The organism is Ruegeria sp. D7 (genome assembly GCF_056534355.1).
The window spans coordinates 15179-34621 of sequence record NZ_JBQFPG010000009.1; the positions used below are offsets into that span (position 1 = coordinate 15179).

The window sequence follows — 19443 nt, forward strand, 5'->3', positions numbered from 1 at the left end:
CGGAGACAAGACAAGATGAGCATCAGAATTGGCAATGCGCCCTGTTCCTGGGGCGTGGAATTTGCGCAGGACCCGCGCAATCCGCATTGGAAAACAGTTCTCAGCGAATGCGCTGTGGCCGGGTATAAGGGTATCGAACTCGGCCCGGTGGGTTTCATGCCCGAAGACCCTGCGGTGCTGGCCGATGCGCTGGCCGAGCATGATCTTGAACTGATCGGCGGCGTTGTGTTCCGCAACTATCACGACCCCGACGCGTGGGAAGACGTGCTGGACGCCACCCACCGCACCGCTCGCGCATTGAAAGCGCATGGGGCGCAGCATATGGTGCTGATCGATGCGATCTCACCCCGCCGCGCGCCAACCGCTGGTCGCGCCGATGAGGCTGAGCAGATGGACAAGGCCGAGTGGACGGCGTTCCGGGATCGCCTTTCTGAAAGCGCGCGGATCGGGTCCGAGGAATACGGGCTGACCGTTGGGATGCACGCTCATGCTGCGGGCTTCATGGACTTTGAACCTGAACTTATCCGTTTGCTGGACGAGGTCGATGAAAGCCTTTTGAAAATTTGCTTCGATACGGGGCATCACTCTTATGCCGGGTTCGATCCGGTCGGCTTCATGAAGCGCTACGTTGATCGGATCTCGTACATGCACTTCAAGGATATCTCTCCGACAGTGAAAGCGGATGTAATTGCCAATCGGACGGGCTTCTATGATGCTTGCGGGCAGGGGATTTTCTGCAATCTGGGCGACGGCGACGTGGACTTTCCGACCGTTCGCCAGGTGCTGCTGGACGCTGGTTTCACAGGATGGTGCACGGTCGAGCAGGATTGCGACCCAACGCTCGACCCTGATCCTGTAGGGGACGCGCGGAAGAATCGTGAATACCTTGAATCAATTGGTTTCAGTTAAGGAGGTCCAGACCATGACCAAGCTGAAATGGGGCATGATCGGAGGCGGCGAAGGTAGCCAGATCGGACCGGCGCACCGGTTGGGGGCGCTGGCGGACGGGCATTTCCAATTCACCGCCGGAGCGCTGGATCACAGGCCTGACATTGGTCGCGAATACGCCCAACGATTGGGTATCGCGGCAGACCGAGCCTACGGCGACTGGACCGAGATGCTGGAAGGTGAGCGCGGGCGCGAGGATCGGATTGATCTGGTCACTGTAGCCACTCCAAATGCGACGCATTTCGAGATCACCAAAGCGTACCTTGAGGCCGGGTTCAACGTGCTGTGCGAAAAGCCCATGACCATGACGGTGGAAGAGGGCGAAGAGATTGTCAAAGTCGCCGAGAAATCAGGGAAGATTTGCGCGGTAAACTACTGTTACTCGGCTTATCCGATGGTGCGTCAGGCTCGCGCGATGGTGCGCGCAGGTGAGATCGGCAAAATCCGTCTGGTCGTTACCAATTTCAGTCACGGCCATCACGGAGACGCCACTGATGCTGACAATCCACGCGTGCGCTGGCGCTATGATCCTGCGATGGCGGGTGTTTCCGGGCAGTTCGCTGATTGCGGTATCCACGCGATGCACATGGCCGGATTCATTGCGGATGATGAGGTTGAGACCCTGTCTGCAGATTTTGCTTCAACCATTGGCAGCCGTGAACTTGAAGATGATGCCATGGTCAACTTCCGCACGACAAAAGGCGCTGTTGGCCGGTTGTGGACCTCTTCGGTCGCCATCGGTCGGCAGCACGGGTTCGACATTCAGGTGTTCGGAGAAACCGGCGGTCTTCGATGGGCGTCGGAGCAGCCGAACCAGCTTATCTACACGCCTGTTGGTGGTCGCCTGCAGATCATAGAAAAAGGCGAAGGCGGGCTGCATGAAGACGCGCAACGACTCAGCCGGGTGGCGATTGCGCATCCCGAAGGGTTCCCGTTGGCGGTTGCGAATATCTATTGCGATCTCGCAGATGCTATTGCCGGGGAAACCCGCGACGGCTTGCCCAATGCGGCAGACGGCGTGCGGTCGATGGCGGCTGTGCATACAGCGGTCGAGTCGGCGAAACAGGGCAGCGCGTGGATGGATGCCCGGCCACCGATGTTTCGTTAACTCTCAGATACGGGGCGCAATGTGCCCCGTTCCACCACCGAACATGGGAATATCCGCGCCTCCGGATATCGGTCGGGTTCGTTCAGGGTTGCCACCATTAGCTCGATCGAGGAACTCACGATTTGCCGGATCGGCTGATGGATGGTGGTGAGATCAATATTCTCCCACCGTGCCATTTCCATGTCGTTCAGGCCGATGATGCCGATGTCTTCGGGCACCTTTAGGCCACTATCCAGAATTGCGGATAACACCCCGATGGACAACACGTCATCGCCGCAGAAATATGCATCAGCCCGCTCAGATTGCAGCAAGCGTAGCATTTCCTGACGACCTGCATCGAATGAGTAAGCCTCAGCAAACGAGCAGGTCACATCAATGCTAGGATGCCGGGCCATCTCTGACATGAATCCCGCATGGCGATCCTGAGTCGAGGTCGCCGCCTCGGGCCCGCCGAGAAAGGCTACTTTCGTATAACCACGCGCGACCAGCTCGCGGGCCGCCATGCGTCCGCATTCCACATTGTCGATCCCGACCACATGAACCTGCGGTGAAGAGGATGACCGGCCAAAGCTGTGCACCACTGGTACGCCAGCATCCCGAAACGCTTTTGCGAACCCGGGCGGCAAGGTCGACGACGCTACGACAACGCCATCGACCGAATATTGGCGCAGCATTCGTACCGAATTTTCGGGTTCAACCTCGTCGGTCAGATTCACCAGCAACGGGCGCAGGCCTCGGTCCTGCAGCCCCCGGGTAAAGAGGTCGAAAACTTCAAGAAAAATCGGGTTGTGGAAGTTGTTCGAGACCAGCCCGATCAGCTTAGTTCGGCCTGTGGTCAGAGATGAAGCCAGTGCATTTGGGCTGTATCCCAGCTCACGCGCGGCCTTCTCGACTTTTCGGCGCATCTTGTCGGATACCGAGGCCCCATCGGTGAAAGTGCGCGACACCGCCGAACGTGAAACGCCGGCGCGTTCTGCAACCTCTTTCAATGTGACAGCCATGATCCGTCTGACCTTCCTGCGTTTAGTGGCAGTCCTTTTACCTGTATTCTTTGGCAGATACAGTATGAAACACATCTGACACCGTTTGCAACCGGTTGCAAAATTTTGACAGATATGCTCTAACTCGAGTCGGAGAGGTGCGAAGGACTGCCTCAATCCGCGATAACATGAGTTTTGGGAGGACATCATGACTTCACTGACGAAGAAGTTGGCGCTGGCGGCGGCGGTAGCTGCGACGCCTCTGATCGCAGCCACGGGCGCTGCGGCGGAAGGTGAGAAATACATTCTGGTCAGCCACGCGCCAGACAGCGACAGCTGGTGGAACACGATCAAGAACGGCATCGCGCTGGCAGGCGACCAGATGGGTGTCGAAGTCGAATACCGCAATCCGCCCACTGGCGACCTTGCTGATATGGCGCGGATTATCGATCAGGCGGCTGCTTCGGGTCCGAACGGGATCATTACCACGTTGGCGGATTATGATGTGCTGAGCGGACCGATCAAATCAGCGGTTGATGCGGGCGTTGATGTCATCATCATGAACACTGGTACGCCGGATCAGGCACGGGAAGTTGGTGCCCTGATGTATGTGGGTCAGCCCGAATATGATGCCGGATTTGCTGCAGGCCAGCGCGCCAAGGGTGACGGCATCGGCTCGTTCCTTTGTGTGAACCACTATATCGTTCAGCCCTCAAGCCAGGAACGTTGTCAGGGCTTTGCAGACGGCTTGGGCATTGAACTGGGGGATCAGATGATCGACGCCGGCCAGGACCCAGCCGAGATCAAGAACCGCGTGCTGGCCTATCTGTCGGCGAACCCGGATACTGATGCGGTTCTGACACTGGGTCCAACCTCGGCTGATCCGACAATTCTGGCGCTGGAAGAAAATGGTATGGCCGGTGACATCTATTTCGGCACCTTCGATCTGGGTGGTGAGATTGTCAAAGGCATCAAGTCTGGCGTGATCCAGTGGGGAATTGATCAGCAGCCCTTCCTGCAGGCTTACCTGCCGGTTGTTGTGATGACCAACTACCACCGCTATGGCGTTTTGCCGGGCAACAACATCAATTCGGGTCCCGGCTTCGTAACTGCTGATGGTCTGACCAAGATCGAAGAATTTGCTGGCGAGTACCGCTGATTCTTACAGCGCGGGCGCCCCGCCAAAGCGGCGCCCGCCAACAACTATCTGACGCAAAATCACTGCTTAACTCGGAGGGGCGTTCTAATGAGCGAGTCTGCTCAAAACACGGCTGTAACCGACGAACGGATTAAAGAAATATCGCCGCTGCGCAAGGCCTTGATCCGGCCTGAACTCGGCGGGATGGTTGGCACCGTTGCCGTCTTCACCTTCTTTCTTTTGTTCGCTTTTGATAGCGGCATGTTCAACGCACAGGGCATGATGAACTGGTCGGTTGTCTCGGCGCAGTTCATGATCATCGCCGTAGGTGCGTGCCTTCTGATGATTGCCGGTGAGTTTGACCTGTCAGTCGGGTCGATGATTGGCTTTTCGGGCATGATGATCGCAATTTTTTCGGTCACGCTGGCGTGGCCGGTCTGGATGGCGATTCTCGTCACGTTTGCAATGGCGGTGGCAATCGGCGCGCTGAACGGTTGGATCGTGATCCGGACTGGTTTGCCCAGCTTTATCGTAACGCTGGCCTTTCTGTTCATTTTGCGCGGCTTTACAATCTTCCTGCCGCAGGTGATCGAGCGCAAAACTATTATCGGCGGTGTGAAAGACGCAGCCGAAGGCGATTGGCTGGCGCCGATCTTTGGTGGTAAAATTTTGCAGGGATTGTTCCAATGGCTCGGGGATGCCGGGATCATCGCCGTATTCGAGCGTGGCACCCGCGCCGGTCAGCCAGTTGTGGATGGTATTCCAATGCTGATTGTCTGGGCGATCGCACTGATCATCTTTGGTCACGTGCTGCTGACCAAAACGCGGTTCGGCAACTGGATCTTCGCCTCGGGCGGGGATGCTGAGGCGGCGCGCAACTCGGGTGTGCCTGTGAACCGGGTCAAGATTCTGATGTTTATGTTCACGGCCTTCTGCGCCACCGTCTTTGCGGTCTGTCAGGTGATGGAGTTCGGATCGGCTGGTGCTGACCGGGGTCTGCTAAAAGAGTTCGAGGCGATCATCGCCGTGGTCATCGGCGGCGCGCTTCTGACCGGAGGATACGGCTCGGTACTGGGCGCGGCGCTGGGCGCGTTGATCTTTGGCGTGGTGCAACAGGGGTTGTTCTTTGCCGGTGTCGAAAGCTCGCTGTTCCGGGTCTTCCTAGGGGTGATCCTGCTTGGGGCTGTGATCCTCAACACCTATATCCGCCGCATCATCACGGGGGAGCGTTGATATGAATCCCGAACATGAACCCATCATCCAGATGAAAAACATCGAAAAGCACTTCGGCAGCGTGATCGCGCTGGCGGGTGTCTCGGTGGACGTGTTCCCCGGTGAATGCCACTGCCTTCTCGGCGACAACGGTGCGGGAAAGTCGACCTTCATCAAGACCATGTCGGGCGTGCACCAGCCCACCCACGGAGAAATTCTGTTCGAAGGCCACCCCATGCATTTCGCCGACCCGCGTGATGCCATCGAGGCCGGGATCGCAACCGTACACCAGCATCTGGCCATGATCCCGCTGATGTCGGTCTCGCGCAATTTCTTCATGGGCAATGAGCCGGTAAAGAAGGTCGGACCTCTTCACTTTTTTGATCATGACTATGCCAACAAGGTCACGATGGAAGAGATGAAGAAAATGGGGATCAACTTGCGCGGCCCTGATCAGGCGGTGGGCACGCTGTCAGGTGGTGAACGCCAGACCGTCGCCATCGCGCGGGCGGTGCATTTCGGGGCGAAGGTTCTGATTTTGGATGAACCGACCTCGGCCCTTGGGGTGCGCCAAACAGCCAATGTTCTGGCGACCATCGACAAGGTGCGCAAGCAGGGGATCGCGGTGGTCTTCATTACTCACAACGTCCGCCATGCACTGGCGGTTGGTGACAGGTTCACGGTTCTCAATCGCGGGCAGACGCTGGGTACGGCGCAGCGTGGCCAGATCACCCCGGAAGAGCTGCAGGACCTGATGGCCGGTGGTCAGGAGATGGTCGAGCTTGAAGGCAGTCTGGGCGGAACCGTCTGATACTTTTTTGCCCCGCTGGCTGTGCTGGCGGGGTGACTACTTCTTCTCGAAGTACAATATGACTTCACCCAGCCTTACGCCAAAACGCGAAACATAGGCTCGGTTCAATAACCGGTCATCCGACAACAACCACATCCAGTCATCGAAATTGACACGCATGGTGCCGTCTTTGACGGGCAGGTCGATTTTGTACTTCCAGTTAAACGTATCGCCTCTTTCGACCCCACTGGCTGTGCCCAGCACACCGGGAGCGGTGCCGGTCCAGGTGTCATCGCCGGTCTTGGTCAGGGTCCAGATCCGTTGTTCGGTCGCACCATCGTCATAGACGAAATCTTCGACAAGCGTCAGAGTCTCTCCGTCCCATGTGCCGTCAATATCGACCTGGAAGCGACGCGGGACATTACCTAGTACATCCTGAAACTGACCATAAGCGACAGTCTTACCTTCGAAGAACTCTTCAAGGTTCAGCTGACGATCTGACAGAAACGATTTTGGTATACGCGGTTTGGCCGAGCATGCGGCGAGGATGGCCAACCCCGCGATCGCGACCCCTGCAATAAGGATACGGCGGGCGATCATTGCAAAACCCTCAGCTCAGAGTCTGTATCGTGGCCGTTTGCGCCATGCAGATGGGCGGATTTCACTTCAGGCGCAGGGCGCATCGTGGCGACCAGCTCGGCCACCTTGATCCCGAATTTTCGCATCTCGGATCGGTTCATGATTACACCGTTCTCCGTCAGATACATCCAGTCGGTCACATCCAGTGTATGCCCGCCCGCGTCCTCGGGCAGGATGATGCGATAGGTTAGCTTGACGGTTGAGCCCGAAATCACGCCTTTGCCCTCGCCGACAATATCGTCCGCTGTTGCGGTGAAAGTGTTGCCCGTGCCCAACGTCAGATGCCATTTGCGGGTCATCTGTTTGCCGTTGGAATAGGTGAAATACTCGGACAGCGTACCGGTATTGCCGTCCCATTCGCCCACCATGCGTGCGACAAAGCTGTTCGACATCTTGCCGTTGGGGCCATAGATCAATCCTTCGGACAGGATTTCGCCATTCAGGTTCTTTTTGAGTGAAAACTCAGGTCCGGTTCCGCTGTAGTCGGAGGGTGATTGCGAGCGGAAACTGAGGAACCGGTTCTTCACAGCAAACAGCGCAAAAATCGCAAGCAGACAGATCAGGAGCGTTTTCATTTGGCAGAGACCTCTGTCGGGAGGGTCAGGACCATGCCAAACGCTCCGAGTTTCAAGATGCAGGGCAGCACCGCATAGGCGAGGGTGAGTGTATTCAAAGCCTCGGCAGAATTGGCCTGTCCAGGTGTAAAGCCGCTGCGTTCCAGTAGCGGCAGTGTGAAAAAGGCGGCCAGAGCTAGACCCAGCTTACCTGCGAAAGACCAGATGCCGAACGCAGCAGATGCGTTCAGCCCGGCCCGGGTCAGAACGACCGAGAACATTGCTGGCAGGACAACCATGTCCGCCCCAAGCGCCGCGCCGGATGCGAGGCATATGATGGCGAAACCGACGAGACTCCCAGGGGCTAGAAGAGCGGCCCCGACAAAGCCGAGAATGGCCAGCGGCATCGTGATCATCAGAGTCTGTTTCGGGCCAATTCGGTTGCTGAGCCTGGCCCAGAACGGAACGCTGAGCCCGGCGCTGAGGAAGAACAGGATCAGCAATGGCCCTGCTTTGCCTGGCAGTTGCAGTCGATCTTCAACAAAGAACAGAAACAGGGTCGAGGTGATGGCGACGGGCAGGCTGTTGACCAACGCAAGGGCAAGCAGACGTAAAGCCCCCGCCTGTCCTAGGCCTGCGATGGACAGCCCTTGACCGGTGATCGGCGTGCGTCGCCACATTGGCAGCGTAACAGCCAGAGTCACAACGCTCAGAAGCCCGAGAAACATTCCAAAGGCCGGATACCCCTGCGCGGCTGCGCCAAGCGCCACGAACACAGCGGGTGCTGCGGCTGCTATGATAACTCCGGTCAGTTGTCCGCCTTCGCGGAAGGCGGCCAGTGTCATCAGTTCCTTCGCGCTAGCCTGTTTCGCCAGCGTGGCGCTGCGGCCATAAAGCAAGATGGTCCCGAGGCTGTAGGCCGAGAATAACAGGATCAGAATAGACACTAATGCGGCGATACTTGCCCCTTCTGGCAAACCAAACAGTAATGGGAATCCAATCGCCAGACCCAGTGCAGAGGCGGCGGCAAATAACATTTGCCCACCGGGCCAGCGATCAATGGCCCAGCCAATCAGTGGATCTTGCACCAGATCGACCAGCCGAATGACCAGCAGAATGGTGCCAATGACCCCCAGCCCGATACCGAGATTCACAGCGGCAAAGCGCGGCAGGTGGATGTAAAGCGGGATACCTGCTGCAGCAAGCATCAGCGCATAGAGGCTGACACGCGGGTACAGCATCACTGCCCCTTCAACTGCTGTGTGAACGAGGCGGATCGTGTATTGTTACCCAGAAAAATTGACATGAAGCTGCGTGTGATACCAGGATTTGTCAGGGTGCAAGTTTTGCTTCCGTTGCGCCAGAAGCTGACGCTGTTGGGGCCTTGCGCGATGGCCAGGTAGCTATCGCCTTTGCTGACCGCCTGAAAACAGCCCTGCAATTGGGCTTCCGTCGGCGCAGAATTGCCTTGTCGGGCCATCTCTTCCAGGGTCGACTCGACCAGCGCTTTTTGTTTCAGGTTTTTTCGATAGGTCAGTTGCAGTCCGAAATTCTCGTTCCAGCTGAATGCGGCACCGTCGGGCGTGTAAAGCTTGGCGTCATAGAGCGGCAGCCCCAGAAAACGGAATGTCCCGGTGCCGCGCAGCTTAGGGTCTTTGATTGTATCCGACAAAGGCGAAGCCGCCAGTCCGCCGGGGATCATCAGCGCCAGTGACAGCAGCGCAGCGCAACAGGTTCTATACGCTGGCCGAAACAGCGAGGTCCGTTTCAGGGATACCATTGTCAGCTCCGATGCTATGCGGGATGGCGGTGAGGCGCTCGACAACATGCATTGCGCTGGCAATCCCGTCTTCGTGGAAACCATGCCGGTTATACGCCCCGGCAAACCAGGTTCGGTTCTGTCCCTGCATCTCGCGGATTTGCCCTTGCGCGCGCAGGGCGGCTTTGTCGAACACCGGATGGGCGAACTCGACCTCGTCATAGATTTTGTCCGCGGGAATGTCTGATGTGGCGTTCAGGGTCACAAACAGTGGGTCACTGTCGGGGATATTCTGAAGCCGATTCATCCAATATGTAACCCCAACATTGCCCTTTTGCGATCGATAGGTCCAACTGGACCAGCAAGCACGCCGCCTGGGCATTTGGCGAGGATCACAGTGCAGGATAGCTTTGTTCGGTTGATATCTAATCGCGCCGAGCGCCGCTTTTTCCGCTTCGGTCGCTGCATCGCCCAGAATGGCGAGAGACTGATCGGAATGGGTTGCCAGTATGATTTCGTCAAACAGAGCGGCCTCACCACCTGCATGGACGGTGACGCCCAGATCATGCCGCTCGATCCGCTGCACGGGTGCGGACAGTCTGATGTCAGCACCGCGCGCACATAGCGCAGTTTCGATCCGGCGGACATATTCGATGCTGCCGCCTTTCACGGTGTACCACTGGTGCTGATTGGCACGGCCCGAGGCCAGCAGCGCGTGATTGCGGAAGAACTGCACCAGCGAGCGGGCTGGGAACTGATCGACGAACTCGACCGGAGTTGACCAGATCGCGCCGCACATCGGCATCAGATAATTGTGCCGGAACCAGTGGCCGAGACGCAGCTGATCCACAAGCTCACCGATCGTGGTGTCGTCGTCCTGCGCGGCTTCGGGGGCCTCTTTGCCAAACCGCAGGATATCGGCGATCATCTTGTAATAGGCTGGACGCGCGAGGTTGCGTTTCTGCGCGGTCAAAGTGCGCAGATTGTTCAACCCATATTCGATGCGGCCATTGTCGATAGTTGCGCCAAAGCTCATCTCACTTTTGGTAACTGGCACGTTCAGCTCATCAAACAGCCGGGTCAAATAGGGGTATGTGACATAGTTGAAGACGATGAAACCGGTATCTACCGGCTGATCTCCGTTCTTTCCGGCGATCACCGTGCGGGCGTGGCCGCCCAGTCGGGGCTCAGCCTCGAACACGGTTATATCGTTGTCTTCGGAAAGGTAATGAGCTGCGGAGAGACCTGAAATGCCTGCGCCTATGACTGCGATTTTCTTGCGTACGCCCCGGGTTTCGTCGAACATTCCATCCTCGTTATTCGGTATTTACAACAAGATACGCAGGGAATGAGCCTTTGGATCAACCGCATTAGAAGTTTTTTTCCGACGCGCTATGTAGTGTTATCTGGCCGAATGCTACGAGCGCTGGGCATGATCCATTGCTGCTGTCAGAACGTATTCGACCTAGTAGTACGAAAAAAGACTTACCATGAGCAGTTTTGACGGAAAAACCTATTGGATCATTGGCGCCAGCGAAGGGCTGGGTCGTTGCTTGGCCGAAAAGCTGAGCCGCGAAGGCGCACATCTGATCCTTTCTGCTCGCAATGCCGAGCGATTGGATGAAATCTGTGGCACCTTGCCTAATGCACGTGCTGTACCGATGGATGTGACTGATCTCGACACTGTGCGCCGCGCTGTGGTGGAGGCTGGCTCAATTGACGCGCTTGTCTACAACGCAGGCGCCTATGAGCCGATCAGTACGTCAGATTGGGACACCGATGCCGCCTTGGCGATCAGCGATGTGAACTATTCCGGTGCGCTTCGGGTGTTGGGTGAAACCGTCCCAGGATTTGTGGGCTCAGGCAGTGGTGATATCACGCTGATCGGGTCGCTTGCCGGGTATCATGGGCTTCCCAATGCAATCTCGTACGGGGCCAGCAAGGCTGCGCTGATCTCGCTGGCCGAGACCATGCGGCACGATCTGGAAGGGTCAGGCGTGACGGTGCGCATTGTCAATCCGGGGTTCATCAAGACCCGTCTGACCGACAAGAACAGTTTCAAAATGCCTATGCTGATGACACCCGAAGATGCGGCCGATCGCGTATTGCGCGCCATGTCCCGTCGCCGGTTTCGAACCGATTTCCCGGCACCGTTCTCATGGGTTGTGCGCCTGATCGATTATTTGCCCGATATTCTGGTGTACCGGGGAAAGTGACCCTATCCGCAAGTAAGCCTCTGAATTGTGCCTGCGCCGTTCACATAAACGTTCAGCCGGTCGATGCGATAATCCTGCGTGGCAATATCATCCGGGCCCAGAACGCGCGACCGTTCAGGCAGTTGGGCTTGTATGGTTGAAACCGGTTCACCAATAGTGTTCGCAAACGGTTCTCCCTTGCAAAATGCAAGTTCAACCGGTGCCTCCTCTAGTTCAAGCGCCGCGTCCTGCGGTGCAGAGGTCTCAGAACATGCGGTCAGAAGAATTAGGATCGGAAATAAACGGTACATTGGCGCAGGGCTTTCTGGTGATGTCGTTTCTGAAATATCAAAGATTTAGCCAACCTGTCATGAAAGCGCAGTTGAAAAAACCCTGTATTTGACGCAGGGTCGGGCAAAACAGACAGGGAGACAAGCACCATGCGTACCCGTGCCGCCGTCGCCGTTCAGGCAGGCAAACCTTTGGAAGTGATGGACGTAAACCTTGAAGGCCCCAAAGCGGGCGAGGTTCTGGTCGAGATCAAGGCGACAGGCATTTGCCATACCGATGAATTCACCCTGTCGGGCGCCGACCCTGAAGGCTTGTTTCCCGCCATTCTGGGCCATGAAGGCGCAGGTGTCGTGCTTGAGATCGGCCCGGGTGTAACCAGCCTGAAACCCGGCGATCACGTCATCCCGCTTTATACGCCCGAGTGCCGTGAGTGCGAATACTGCCTGCATCCCAAGACCAACCTGTGCCAGGCAATTCGCGAAACCCAAGGCCAGGGCCTCATGCCGGATGGCACCTCGCGTTTTTCTACGTTGGATGGCGATCCGATCCTGCACTACATGGGCTGCTCGACCTTCTCGAACCATACGGTTCTGCCTGAAATCGCGCTCGCCAAAGTGCGTGAGGACGCGCCCTTTGACAAGATCTGCTATATCGGCTGCGGCGTGACCACCGGAATTGGCGCGGTGATCAACACTGCAAAGGTAGAAATTGGCAGCCGTGCCATCGTGTTCGGTTTGGGCGGTATCGGCCTGAACGTGATTCAGGGCCTGCGTCTGGCTGGCGCGGATCAGATCGTGGGCGTTGATTTGAATCCAGCCAAGGTGGAAATGGCGACCAAGTTCGGCATGACGGATTTCGTGAACCCCTCTGAGGTCGAAGGTGATCTGGTGCCGTATCTGGTCAACCTGACCAAGGGCGGCGCGGATTATACCTTTGACGCCACAGGCAATGTCGGCGTAATGCGAGCGGCACTGGAATCGGCTCACAAGGGCTGGGGTGAATCGATCATCATCGGTGTGGCACCTGCGGGCGCTGAAATCTCGACTCGACCGTTCCAACTGGTTACTGGCCGCTCATGGCGTGGCACCGCGTTTGGCGGAGCGCGTGGACGCACCGACGTCCCGAAAATCGTGGATTGGTACATGGACGGGAAGATTGAGATCGACCCCATGATTACCCACACCATGGGCCTGGATGACATCAACCACGGTTTCGACCTGATGCATAAGGGCGAGAGTATCCGATCAGTGGTCGTCTACTAAGGCTCTATAAGGGCTGAAATGGATTGCACGGCGCGCTGCAATGCGCGCCGTTTCTTATTCTCCGGGCCTCGTCGCTCCAGTATCTGACCGGGGCGACCTGACGCGCAGCACAGGCGTATTAGCAGAGGTAGTGTTTGATCGGCTCTCTCGCCAAACCACGAAAACACCTGATGCGATGATGATACTTGCGCCAACGGCGACCCAGATATCCGGGTGCTCGCCAAAGAAAATCACGCCGAAGATCGTGGCCCAGATGATCTGGCTGTATTGACTAGGGGCAATGACGCCGGCGGGGGCGGCGCGATAAGCAAGGATGATCAGGTGCTGTGCGATTACCGAGAACACCCCGACAAACGCCATCATCGCCAGATGCAGCAATGATGGTGGTTGATAAACTGCCGGTTGGGCGACGCTCATGACGGCGATGGCCAGCAGCATAGGATAAAGGATCAGGACGGCAGAGCGTTCTTCATTCCCGATTTTGCGGACAAGAACCGAAGCAAATGCGCTGCAGAAGGCTGCTGCCAGAGCCGCTAAATGGCCCAGGGTGATTTCGGTCGCGCCAGGGCGCAGGACGATCAGGACGCCGATCAGGCCGACGCCCACGGCCGCCCACCTTTGGGCACGGACCACCTCACCCAGAATCGGAATCGACAGAACAGTTACGATCAGCGGAAAGGAAAATAGCAGGGAATAGACTTCGGCCAGCGGCAGCACCGAAAAAGCGTAGAAGGCACAAGACATGGCCATGATCATCGTCGCTGATCGCAACAGCACCAACCACGGATGCCGCGGCAGGAAATTCCCAGTGGTCCGATCGGCTAGAATTGTTACTGCCATAGGGACAAAGGAAAACAGCGTCGCAAAGAAGATGATCTGCAAAACCGAATAGGTGCCACCCAGCACCTTGATCAGCACGTCATGCGTCGCGAAGACGGCAAAGCCTAAGAACGCAAAGGCAAGCCCACGAAGGGTGGAGTTCTGAGCGCTCATGACAAAAGCCTCAATCATAGATGGATCGTTTGGGGTGTTTGATGTTTGCTTAGACCCAAATTGGTCTGACGGGTAGCCCTTATTTTATCGCTAACATTCTTTTGCAGGCAGGGTTGCAGATTTTGCAATACGCAGGAAACGGGTCGAGTCCAAAACAAGCGATTGCCATGATCATCTCAAATCAAGGAGAAACATCATGCACGGAATTTCAGCCCTACCAACACAGCAGGTTCAGGCATATCGCGCCGGTGCGCCGGATGGATATGGAAACCCACCAGAGCGTGCGATTTCCAATGGGGCGGGCAACCCATGCCGTCATTGTTTGAAATACATACCGGAAGGCAAAGAGATGCTGGTGTTGGCGCACCGACCCTTCCCGGAAACGCAGCCTTATGCAGAGACTGGACCGATCTTCCTTTGTGCCGACCCCTGCGCACGCTATGAAAGTGAGGATGTGCTGCCCGAGGCGTTGACCGACTCGCCCAACTACCTGATCAAAGGGTATGGTCCGGACGACCGAATTGTCTATGGAACCGGGATCATCACCCCACAGGCGCAGTTGCATGAGGCGGCTGAAAAAATCTTCTCCCGCGCTGAAGTCGCTTACATCCACATCCGATCTGCTCTGAACAACTGTTATCACGCACGGATCGATCGTGTCTAAAGCTTGACGCGGTGCATCCCCCGATGTGGTTGGTTCGGGTCGTTGACAGTTGCGTCGTCGACCCGACTGGAGGTCAACGCAAGGAACACATCCTCAAGATCAGCTTCTTCAGTGCGGACGTCCTGGATGCGAATATCGGCCTGACGTACAGATTCCAGCACCTGCTCGGCTGTAGTTAGGTTGCTGTGGTATTGCAGCACAAGGTCGCCGTTCTCACGTTGCGCTGCAATCACGTTATCCGCTACAGGCAGAGTCTGAATGGGGCTATCCGGCACGATCACCATGGTTCGGCTGTCCATGCGGCCCAGCAGATTGGCCGTGCTGTCTTGTGCGATCTTTTCGCCGTGATTGATAATGGCGATCTCGTCACACATCTCTTGCGCTTCTTCCAGATAGTGCGTGGTCAGGATGATGGTCATGCCCTGTTCGTTCAGCTTGCGCACATTGGCCCAAAGCATCTGTCGCAGTTCAATATCCACACCCGCCGTGGGTTCGTCGAGCACCAGAATCTTGGGATGGTGCACCAGCGCTTTGGCCAGCAGCAGACGCCGCCGCATTCCGCCCGAGAGCGTGCGCGCATAGGCCTCGGCCTTGTCGGCAAGGCCAACGAGGTCGAGGATCTCATCGCTTCGCCGATCAGACTTGGGAACACCGTACAGCCCGGCCTGAACTTCTAATGCGCCTCGAGGTGTAAAGAACGGATCAAGGTTCAATTCCTGAGGCATCACGCCGATGGCGGCGCGGGATTGGCGCGGGTTTTGATCCTGGTCGAAGCCCCAGATCGAGACGCTGCCAGACGTTTTGACCACCAGCCCCGCCAGAATGTTGATCAGGGTCGATTTGCCGGCTCCATTCGGGCCAAGCAGACCGAAAACGGACCCCTGCGGCACCGTCAGGTCGATCCCTTTCAAAGCCTGTTTCTCGGGCTGGCCCTTGCCGCCGCGATAGGTCTTGCGCAGTGATCTGATTGTGATTGCCGCATCGGACATGTGGCCCTTGCCCCCGGTTTGCTCATCGCCCATAAACGCACCTAATACATGCCCGCGAGGCCGACAACCAAAGAAGGATCGCCAGCCGTGACCATCGAAGCGCCGGAAACCAAGATTGTCGAAATTACCCGCGTCGCCTGCGATGGTGGCGAGGGTGCGCTGGGTCATCCGCGCGTCTGGCTGCAGATTCCCGAAGACACTGGTTGGGTCGAGTGCCCCTATTGCGATTGCAAATACGTGCTGCGTGGTGAGGACTCTGGTCAGGACGCGTAAGGGCGACCAGGACGGCAGGCGGTCGTAACTGGCGAGGATGGATAATGCTGTTCACAGCCAAAACGATTGACCTTTCCGACAGCCAGCCAATCGCGAACGGGACTGTGCGCAGTGTCTATGACTTTCCCGGTCATCCTGACTTACTGATCAAAGTTTTTACCCGGTCCCAAGATCGTGTCTCGCACAGGCTTGGCAAGCGACTGGCATGGAAACTGTTCCCCGAGGCGCAGTATCGCAGCACGCTAAAAGAGCTGGAATGCGAGCTGCGGGTATCGCTGAAACTCGGGACAGAAATTGAGCGTTCACCCCTGTCCAGGATGTTGGGCGTGGTTCAGACGACGCATGGGGCGGGGGTTGTGGTTGAGCGCATTTCTGGCCTTGATGGCGGGCTTGCACCAAAGCTGTATGAAGTCTGCCGTAGTGGATTGGACGCCCCGGTTTTAGATGCGCTGAATGCATTCGTCGGGCAGATGTTTGACCTTCACATCGTCGCGCGCGACGTCAAAAGTTCGAATATTGTCTACGGGACAAGGGGCGCTGGTCCGGCCTGCTTCCTGATCGATGGATATGGTGAGCGGAACCTCATCCCACTGCGCAGCCTGTCCCAACGTCTGAATTATCGCTCGCTGAACAAACAGTTCTCGTTGATCGCGCAAAAAGCAGGTTTGGCTTGGAATGCGGATAAGCGCACCTTTTCGAATAGCTAAGGCCAGACCACGGGCAAATTAGGTCGCAACGAATTTGCCAGGCGGCCTCGTCTTTCGTGCAGCCCTTATGTACAACTTGGCGCAACCCAGCGCAGGAGCCTCATATGACCACCACCCAATTCGGAAAAGGCTGCCATCTGCATCTGATTGATGGATCAGCCTTTATCTTCCGCGCCTATCACGCTTTGCCGCCGTTGACGCGGAAATCAGATGGGCTACCGATTGGGGCGGTATCGGGGTTCTGCAATATGCTGCAGAAATATGTCGAAGGGAACGCCGGGCCGGATGCGCCGACCCATGTTGCGGTGATCTTCGACAAGGGCTCGCATACGTTCCGTAATGATCTGTATGATCTCTACAAGGCCAATCGTGAAGCGATGCCCGAAGATTTGCGCCCGCAAATGCCGCTGACGCGCGAAGCCACCAAAGCGTTCAACATCGCCTGCAAAGAACTTGAAGGCTATGAAGCCGACGACATTATCGCGACCCTCGCCGTTCAGGCACGTGAGGCCGGTGGGCGGGTGACCATTGTCAGTTCTGACAAAGACCTGATGCAGCTTGTGGGCGGCGGTGTCGAGATGCTGGATGCGATGAAGAACAAGCGGATCGATCGCGATGGGGTGGTTGAGAAGTTCGGCGTCGGGCCCGAGCGGGTTGTCGATGTGCAGGCTTTGGCCGGGGATTCGGTGGATAACGTACCGGGCGCTCCGGGCATTGGTGTGAAGACGGCAGCGCTGTTGATCAATGAATATGGCGATCTGGAAACCCTGCTGGATCGCGCTGAAGAGATCAAACAGCCCAAGCGCCGCCAGACTCTGATCGAAAAGCGCGACCAGATCGAGCTTTCGAAGAAACTTGTGCAATTGGATGAAAACACACCGTTGGATTTCACTCTGGATGACCTTGAGGTGAAGGATCCCGATGCTGAGACTTTGATGAAGTTTCTGGCAGAGATGGAATTTCGGACGCTCACCAAACGCATTGCTGACAAGCTGGGCGTCGATTCCCCTGTCATCCCCGATATATCCACGCCCGAGGCGGAGTCACAGGCCGAAGACGTCCCATTTGATGCAACGAAATACGAATGCGTGCGCGATGCTGCGGCTTTGCAGAAATGGATCGATCAGGCCTACGAGCGCGGCTGGGTTGCGGTGGATACCGAGACCACTGGCCTGAATGAGATGATCGCCGATTTGGTCGGGATTTCGCTATGTGTCGAGGCGGGTGAGGCTTGTTACATCCCGTTGACTCACCGTGAAAGCGCGACCGATGATCTGTTCGGATCGGATGCGCTGGCCGATGGACAGATGCCGCTGGATGCGGCTCTAAACTTGCTGAAACCGATGTTTGAGGATCCGTCGATCCTGAAGATCGGACAGAACATGAAATACGATGCCAAGATCTTTAAGCGATATGGCGTCGACGTCGCCCCCATCGACGACACGATGCTGATGTCCTACGCCATGCATGGCGGTGAGCATGGGCATGGCATGGATACGCTATCTGAACGCTATCTGAGCCATACGCCGATTCCCATCAAACCTCTGCTTGGCTCGGGCAAGTCTGCAATCACTTTCGACAAGGTGCCGATTGACGAGGCCACGGCCTACGCTGCCGAGGATGCGGACATCACCCTTCGCCTGTGGAAATTATTCAAGCCGCAGTTGCATCAGGTTCAGGTGACGACGGTGTATGAAACACTTGAACGACCATTGGTGCCGGTTCTCAAAGAAATGGAGATGCATGGCATCAAGGTCGATCGCGATGTTCTCAGCCGAATGTCAAATGCATTTGCGCAGAAGATGGCCGGATTAGAGGCTGAAATCCACGAATTGGCGGGTGAGAACTTTAACGTCGGTTCGCCGGCGCAACTGGGTGAAATCCTGTTCGACAAAATGGGGCTTGAGGGCGGCAAGAAGGGCAAGACCGGGAAGTACTCGACCGGGGCGGACATTCTTGAGGACCTTGCGACCGAACATGAACTGCCGCGCCGGGTGCTGGACTGGCGGCAACTCTCCAAGCTGAAATCGACCTATACGGACGCGCTGCAGACCCATATCAATCCTGATACGGGCCGGGTGCATACGTCATATTCGATTACGGGGGCGAATACGGGCCGTTTGGCCTCGACCGACCCCAACCTGCAAAACATTCCGGTGCGGACTGAGGAAGGTCGGCGCATACGTGAGGCGTTCATTGCCGAACCGGGCAATGTGCTGGTCAGCCTTGATTACAGCCAGATTGAGCTACGGATACTGGCCCATATCGCCGATATTCCGACCCTGAAACAGGCGTTTGCGGATGGATTGGACATTCACGCAATGACAGCGTCCGAGATGTTTGATGTTCCGTTGGACGAGATGACGCCGGATATCCGTCGTCAGGCCAAGGCGATCAACTTTGGTGTGATCTACGGCATTTCGGGCTTTGGGTTGGCGCGCAATCTGCGCATTCCCCGGGCGGATGCGCAGGGTTTCATCGATCGCTATTTCGAACGTTTCCCGGGCATCCGGCGCTATATGGACGACACGATCGCGTTTGCCAAAGAGAATGGCTATGTCCAGACCCTGTTCGGCCGGAAAATCCATACACCCGAGATCAATGCCAAGGGGCCGCATGCGGGGTTCTCGCGTCGTGCTGCGATCAATGCTCCGATCCAAGGGACGGCAGCAGATGTGATCCGGCGCGCGATGGTGAGGATGCCGGATGCGATCAACGGCTTGCCCGCCAAGATGCTGTTGCAGGTGCATGACGAGCTGCTGTTCGAAGTGGCTGAAGAGGCTGTGGATCAAACCATTTCGGTCGCGCGCGCGGTGATGGAAGGGGCGGCTGATCCGGCAGTGAAGCTGGATATCAAGCTGGTCGCGGATGCCGGACAAGGCGCGAACTGGGCCGAGGCCCATTAGGGGCGGCGCTGCTCATCAAGCCCTGCGGGCCCTCT

The 19443-nt window shown here is 57.0% G+C and carries 20 protein-coding genes; 11 read left to right on the forward strand and 9 right to left on the reverse strand.

The genetic code is table 11. From position 1 onward, the window contains the following. Window positions 1-15 precede the first annotated feature (15 nt). On the forward strand, window positions 16-909 hold the full coding sequence (locus ACRZ9U_RS13445) for a sugar phosphate isomerase/epimerase family protein (RefSeq protein ID WP_170408590.1): 894 nt from the start codon (window positions 16-18) through the stop codon (window positions 907-909). 13 nt (window positions 910-922) lie between these two features. After that, a complete protein-coding gene (locus ACRZ9U_RS13450) occupies window positions 923-2056 on the forward strand; it encodes a Gfo/Idh/MocA family protein (RefSeq protein ID WP_170408589.1) in 1134 nt (377 codons plus the stop codon). Here ACRZ9U_RS13450 and ACRZ9U_RS13455 read toward each other — a convergent pair. Then, window positions 2053-3057, reverse strand: coding sequence for a LacI family DNA-binding transcriptional regulator (locus tag ACRZ9U_RS13455; protein ID WP_170395012.1), 1005 nt, complete (start codon window positions 3055-3057; stop codon window positions 2053-2055). The genes ACRZ9U_RS13450 and ACRZ9U_RS13455 overlap by 4 nt on opposite strands. Window positions 3058-3244: 187 nt before the next feature. Between ACRZ9U_RS13455 and ACRZ9U_RS13460 the strand changes: the two genes are divergently transcribed. From ACRZ9U_RS13460 to ACRZ9U_RS13470, 3 genes are all read left to right on the forward strand, one after another. Continuing rightward, entirely contained in the window at window positions 3245-4195 is a 951-nt protein-coding gene (locus tag ACRZ9U_RS13460) for a sugar ABC transporter substrate-binding protein (RefSeq protein WP_170395010.1), read from the forward strand. Window positions 4196-4282: 87 nt separating this feature from the next. Beyond that, window positions 4283-5407: an ABC transporter permease gene (locus tag ACRZ9U_RS13465; protein WP_170408588.1), complete on the forward strand. Its 1125-nt coding sequence runs from the start codon at window positions 4283-4285 to the stop codon at window positions 5405-5407. A gap of 1 nt (window position 5408) precedes the next feature. Beyond that, the gene (locus ACRZ9U_RS13470; RefSeq protein WP_170395006.1) at window positions 5409-6197 is read left to right on the forward strand and encodes an ATP-binding cassette domain-containing protein; all 789 of its coding nucleotides are present in this window, start codon (window positions 5409-5411) and stop codon (window positions 6195-6197) included. Window positions 6198-6233: 36 nt separating this feature from the next. On the opposite strand, the gene ACRZ9U_RS13475 is transcribed toward ACRZ9U_RS13470, so the two are convergent. The 5 genes from ACRZ9U_RS13475 to ACRZ9U_RS13495 are packed head-to-tail and all read right to left on the reverse strand — an operon-like array spanning window position 6234 to window position 10434. Continuing rightward, the gene (locus ACRZ9U_RS13475; RefSeq protein ID WP_170408587.1) at window positions 6234-6776 is read right to left on the reverse strand and encodes a DUF3833 domain-containing protein; all 543 of its coding nucleotides are present in this window, start codon (window positions 6774-6776) and stop codon (window positions 6234-6236) included. Further along, the gene (locus tag ACRZ9U_RS13480; protein ID WP_170408586.1) at window positions 6773-7390 is read right to left on the reverse strand and encodes a DUF3833 domain-containing protein; all 618 of its coding nucleotides are present in this window, start codon (window positions 7388-7390) and stop codon (window positions 6773-6775) included. The genes ACRZ9U_RS13475 and ACRZ9U_RS13480 overlap by 4 nt, the downstream gene beginning before the upstream one ends. Next, window positions 7387-8610: an MFS transporter gene (locus ACRZ9U_RS13485; protein WP_170408585.1), complete on the reverse strand. Its 1224-nt coding sequence runs from the start codon at window positions 8608-8610 to the stop codon at window positions 7387-7389. The genes ACRZ9U_RS13480 and ACRZ9U_RS13485 overlap by 4 nt, the downstream gene beginning before the upstream one ends. Then, window positions 8610-9149: a hypothetical protein gene (locus ACRZ9U_RS13490; RefSeq protein WP_170408584.1), complete on the reverse strand. Its 540-nt coding sequence runs from the start codon at window positions 9147-9149 to the stop codon at window positions 8610-8612. The genes ACRZ9U_RS13485 and ACRZ9U_RS13490 overlap by 1 nt, the downstream gene beginning before the upstream one ends. Further along, complete coding sequence (locus ACRZ9U_RS13495; RefSeq protein WP_480902061.1) at window positions 9106-10434, reverse strand: NAD(P)/FAD-dependent oxidoreductase; 1329 nt, start codon at window positions 10432-10434, stop codon at window positions 9106-9108. Before ACRZ9U_RS13495 ends, ACRZ9U_RS13490 begins: the two co-directional genes overlap by 44 nt. A gap of 184 nt (window positions 10435-10618) precedes the next feature. Between ACRZ9U_RS13495 and ACRZ9U_RS13500 the strand changes: the two genes are divergently transcribed. After that, entirely contained in the window at window positions 10619-11344 is a 726-nt protein-coding gene (locus tag ACRZ9U_RS13500; RefSeq protein WP_170408582.1) for an SDR family NAD(P)-dependent oxidoreductase, read from the forward strand. A 2-nt stretch (window positions 11345-11346) separates the two neighbouring features. On the opposite strand, the gene ACRZ9U_RS13505 is transcribed toward ACRZ9U_RS13500, so the two are convergent. Further along, window positions 11347-11634, reverse strand: coding sequence for an I78 family peptidase inhibitor (locus tag ACRZ9U_RS13505; RefSeq protein ID WP_170408581.1), 288 nt, complete (start codon window positions 11632-11634; stop codon window positions 11347-11349). 129 nt (window positions 11635-11763) lie between these two features. On the opposite strand from ACRZ9U_RS13505, the gene ACRZ9U_RS13510 reads away from it, so the two are divergent. Then, a complete protein-coding gene (locus ACRZ9U_RS13510; RefSeq protein WP_170408580.1) occupies window positions 11764-12876 on the forward strand; it encodes an S-(hydroxymethyl)glutathione dehydrogenase/class III alcohol dehydrogenase in 1113 nt (370 codons plus the stop codon). A gap of 54 nt (window positions 12877-12930) precedes the next feature. Here ACRZ9U_RS13510 and ACRZ9U_RS13515 read toward each other — a convergent pair whose 3' ends face one another. Beyond that, window positions 12931-13869, reverse strand: coding sequence for a DMT family transporter (locus tag ACRZ9U_RS13515; RefSeq protein ID WP_170408579.1), 939 nt, complete (start codon window positions 13867-13869; stop codon window positions 12931-12933). A gap of 196 nt (window positions 13870-14065) precedes the next feature. Here ACRZ9U_RS13515 and ACRZ9U_RS13520 point away from each other — a divergent pair, with 196 nt between their 5' ends. After that, complete coding sequence (locus ACRZ9U_RS13520; RefSeq protein ID WP_170394977.1) at window positions 14066-14533, forward strand: DUF1203 domain-containing protein; 468 nt, start codon at window positions 14066-14068, stop codon at window positions 14531-14533. On the opposite strand, the gene ACRZ9U_RS13525 is transcribed toward ACRZ9U_RS13520, so the two are convergent. Continuing rightward, window positions 14530-15522 carry an ABC transporter ATP-binding protein gene (locus ACRZ9U_RS13525; protein ID WP_170395098.1) on the reverse strand — a complete coding sequence of 331 codons (993 nt, stop codon included), beginning with the start codon at window positions 15520-15522 and terminating at the stop codon, window positions 14530-14532. The two genes, ACRZ9U_RS13520 and ACRZ9U_RS13525, sit on opposite strands and share 4 nt — an antisense overlap. A gap of 87 nt (window positions 15523-15609) precedes the next feature. On the opposite strand from ACRZ9U_RS13525, the gene ACRZ9U_RS13530 reads away from it, so the two are divergent. The 3 genes from ACRZ9U_RS13530 to polA all read left to right on the forward strand — a co-directional run bounded on the left by ACRZ9U_RS13530 (window position 15610) and on the right by polA (window position 19408). Then, the gene (locus ACRZ9U_RS13530; RefSeq protein WP_170394974.1) at window positions 15610-15795 is read left to right on the forward strand and encodes a zinc-finger domain-containing protein; all 186 of its coding nucleotides are present in this window, start codon (window positions 15610-15612) and stop codon (window positions 15793-15795) included. 44 nt (window positions 15796-15839) lie between these two features. Next, entirely contained in the window at window positions 15840-16502 is a 663-nt protein-coding gene (locus ACRZ9U_RS13535) for a YrbL family protein (protein ID WP_480902067.1), read from the forward strand. A gap of 104 nt (window positions 16503-16606) precedes the next feature. Then, entirely contained in the window at window positions 16607-19408 is a 2802-nt protein-coding gene (gene polA / locus ACRZ9U_RS13540; protein WP_170408577.1) for a DNA polymerase I, read from the forward strand. Window positions 19409-19443 lie beyond the last annotated feature (35 nt).